The 3,364-nt window shown below is 70.3% G+C and carries 4 protein-coding genes; 1 reads left to right on the top strand and 3 read right to left on the bottom strand.

Annotated elements, in window-relative coordinates; genetic code table 11:
• Positions 1 to 140: 140 nt before the first annotated feature.
• Together rplL and rplJ are read right to left on the bottom strand one after the other, a co-directional pair.
• Entirely contained in the window at positions 141 to 527 is a 387-nt protein-coding gene (gene rplL / locus ACFWX1_RS19510) for a 50S ribosomal protein L7/L12 (RefSeq protein ID WP_378323487.1), read from the bottom strand.
• Positions 528 to 575: 48 nt separating this feature from the next.
• Positions 576 to 1,124, bottom strand: coding sequence for a 50S ribosomal protein L10 (gene rplJ / locus ACFWX1_RS19505; protein ID WP_378323488.1), 549 nt, complete (start codon positions 1,122 to 1,124; stop codon positions 576 to 578).
• Positions 1,125 to 1,471: 347 nt separating this feature from the next.
• Between rplJ and ACFWX1_RS19500 the strand changes: the two genes are divergently transcribed.
• Positions 1,472 to 2,392, top strand: a complete 921-nt coding sequence (locus tag ACFWX1_RS19500) for a hypothetical protein (protein WP_378389137.1) — start codon at positions 1,472 to 1,474, stop codon at positions 2,390 to 2,392.
• A gap of 57 nt (positions 2,393 to 2,449) precedes the next feature.
• Here ACFWX1_RS19500 and ACFWX1_RS19495 read toward each other — a convergent pair whose 3' ends face one another.
• A complete protein-coding gene (locus ACFWX1_RS19495; RefSeq protein ID WP_378389135.1) occupies positions 2,450 to 3,253 on the bottom strand; it encodes an alpha/beta fold hydrolase in 804 nt (267 codons plus the stop codon).
• Between the last annotated feature and the right edge of the window lie 111 nt (positions 3,254 to 3,364).

Raw genomic sequence — 3,364 nt, 5'->3', positions numbered from 1 at the left:
CGCGCCCACAGCGGTTTTCGGGGGCAACCCGGGGGGGGGGGGGGGGGGGGGCGGCGGGCCCAACACCCCGTTGGGGGGGGGCCCCCCCCGCCCCCCCCCCCCCCCTTCGGCGGTACTGCAAGGCGCTGACGCGCCCAAGATCACTTGATGGCGATCTTGGCGCCGGCGGCCTCGAGCTTCTCCTTGGCGGCCTCGGCGGCCTCCTTGTCGACCTTCTCCAGGAGGGCCTTGGGGGCGCTCTCGACGAGCTCCTTGGCCTCCTTCAGGCCCAGGCCCGAGACGACCTCGCGGACGACCTTGATGACCTGGATCTTCTTGTCACCGGCGGACTCGAGGACGACGTCGAACTCGTCCTGCTCCTCGGCGGCGGCCGGAGCGGCGGCACCCGGGGCGGCGGCGACGACGGCGGCCGGGGCGGCGGCGGTGACGTCGAAGGTCTCCTCGAACTCCTTCACGAACTCGGACAGCTCAAGAAGGGTGAGCTCCTTGAAGGCGTCGATCAGCTCGGCGGTGCTCAGCTTCGCCATGATGGCTTTCCTCTCTGAAACGAACTAGACGTTCGGGGGTGGGGTGGTTCAGCTCTCGGCGGGTGCTTCGGCTGCGGTACCGGATTCGCGCTGCTTCTCCTCCAGCGCGGCGGCCAGGCGGGCGACCTGGGACGCCGGCGCCTGGAACAGCGCGGCGGCCTGGGACAGCTTCGCCTTGAACGCGCCGGCGGCCTTGGACAGCAGGACCTCGCGGCTGTCGAGGTCGGCGATCTTGCCGATCTCTTCGACGCTGAGGGCGCGGCCGTCCATGTAGCCGCCCTTGATGACAAGCGCGTTGTTTTCCTTCGCGAAGTCGCGAAGCGCCTTCGCGGCGTCAACCGCCTCACCCTTGACGAAGGCGATGGCGGTCGCACCGACGAACAGGTCCTCGAGGCCCTCGATGCCGGCGTCCTCGGCGGCACGCTTGACGAGGGTGTTCTTCGCGACCCGGTACTTGGCGTTGGTGCCGAGAGCGCGGCGCAGCTGGGACAGCTGGGACACGGAGAGGCCGGTGTACTGGGTAACGACAGTGGCCGAGCTGCTGCGGAAGCTCTCCGCGATCTCGGCGACGGCCGCCACCTTGTCGGGCTTCGCCATGGTCGCCTCCTCTCTTGGCTAGTGTTTCCACTGGCCGAAGAGCCCTTGAAACGACGAAACGCCCCAGCGCAGCAGACGCGGGGCGTTGACACACGGGCACCTTGCGATGCCGCGGGCGAGCCTCGTTCCTCCTGCGCGGGCCGCCCGCCACTGCGGGGCCTTCGTTCCCCGCGCCCATCCGGGCGCCGGGAAAACCAGCGGTCTTCGGTAGAACCGTCGACCAGCATACGGCACCCCTTCCCGCCCTCCTCTCCCACCCCCGCCGTGACCTGCGTTTAGCGGGCTAAACGCGGTCGCCAAGGTGCCCAGGGGGTGGCGGGAGACACGCGGGGAGGCATCATGGTGACGTGGCGGAGCAGCGTGATGACGGAAAGCCGGGACACGACCCCGGCACGGACATCGAACCCGCGAGCGCGGCGCAACCGCCGTCGCCCGCCACCCCCGCACAGCCGCCCGCGCCGCAGCTCGATCCGCAGCAGCTGCGCGAGTTCGAGCAGTTCAAGCAGTTCCAGGACTACCTGCGCTTCACCCAGGCACAGCAGGGCAACCAGCCCGCGCCGACGCCGGAAGGCGGTCTGGTCCCGGCACCGTCCCAGCAACCCGTCCCCCATCAGAACTGGCAGCCGCCGGTCCCGGCCCCGCAGACGGGCCTGCTGGCGCCCGCCGAACGCCCCCGGCCGCGGGTTCCTCGCTGGCTGAAGCGGCTCGGCGGAAAGGTGCTCGGCTGGATCCTCGCGTTCGTGCTGCTCGCCATCGCGGCCACCTGGGCCTACCACCACTTCTTCCCGAGCGACGCCGGGAAGTCGTCCGCGCAGATCGCGGCGGAAGGTGGCGGCACCTACCACTCCAACCACATCTTCTCGACCAACCCGTACGAGGCCGTCCGGTTCGTCTACCACAACATCGCGCAGGGCCGCGTGGACGACGCCTGTGGCCGGTTCAGCTTCGACCCGAAGCAGAACATCGACATCCAGTCCAAGTTCGCCAGGGACATGGGCCAGCCCGACTGCCGGGCCGCGGTCCAGGCCCTCGCCACGCAGGTGACCAGCAAGAACGACTACGCCGAATCGCTGCCCTCGAGTGTTTCCGAGCCGCTTCCCGGGGACACGGTCACGATCGACTCGTGTTCGTACCGTGTGAAAGGCGGTCCGGCGCTGGGCGTCTTCAAGGTGTCCAAGGTCGAAAAGGGGCAATGGATCATCACCGGCCACTCGCCGGGTCCCGCTGCCTGTCCGGCCGCGCCGTCCAGCGCACCCCCGACGAGCTGACCCGCGTTTAGCGGGCTGAACGCGCTCTCCGGCGGCTGCCCAAGTGCGTTTAGCGGGCTAAACGCGGTGGGCGGGGCGCGCCGGGTGATCGGCGGGGTGGGCGGAGAGGAAGTCCACCAGCGCGGCCGAGAAGGCGGGGTTCATGACCGCGGTCATGTGGTCGCCGGGGACGCGGACCAGACGGGCGCCCGCGATGGCGGCGGCGAGGCGTTCGGGTTCGGCGGCCAGTGGGTCCTGCTCCCCGGCGAGGACAAGGGTCGGGACACCGATCGCGGTCAGGTCCATCGGGACGTTCTTCGCGCCGCGCGCGACGGCGGCCAGCGCGTGGCGGTCACCGCCGACGAGATCGACCAGCGCGCGGAACGGCGCCGACGCCGCTGGGAGGTCAGTCGGGTCGTCGGCGAGCATCGCGGTCACGATCTCCTCCGGCCGCACGACCCGGGTGTCGACGCCGCCGAAGTCGACGATCCCGGAGCCGACGCCACCGGTGGCCAGGCAGCGGACGCGCTGGTCCGAAGCGGTCGTGGCCAGCGCGATGATCGCGCCCATCGAATAGCCGACCAGCGACACCTCGTCGAGGCCCAGTTCGTCGAGCAGCGCGGACACGTCCAGCGCCATGGTGTCCTCGGTGTAGCGCTCGGGCTCGTGCGGCTTTTCGGACCGGCCGTGACCCCGCGCGTCGAGCGAGATGACGGTGAAGCCGGCCTCGCGCAGCGCCTCGACGACGCCGGGGCCGATCCAGTTCGCGTTCGTGTCGGCCGCGAAGCCGTGCTGCAGCACCACCGGACGCCGATGCCGCCCATCGCCGTCCCACACCGTGTAGTGCAGTCGGAGCCCGTCGAACGTGGCGAAAGTCGGCATGTCTCCATCAGACACGAAGAAAGGGGGGGCCCCCCCAAAAACGGGGCCCCCCATGTCCGGTAGGTTTTGTACGCCGGTGTGGTAGAACCCCCGGGCCACGCTTGGAGGGTT

The organism is Amycolatopsis sp. NPDC059021 (genome assembly GCF_042739895.1).
Taxonomy (GTDB): Bacteria; Actinomycetota; Actinomycetes; order Mycobacteriales; family Pseudonocardiaceae; genus Amycolatopsis.
This window is presented reverse-complemented; position numbering and strand designations above follow the sequence as displayed.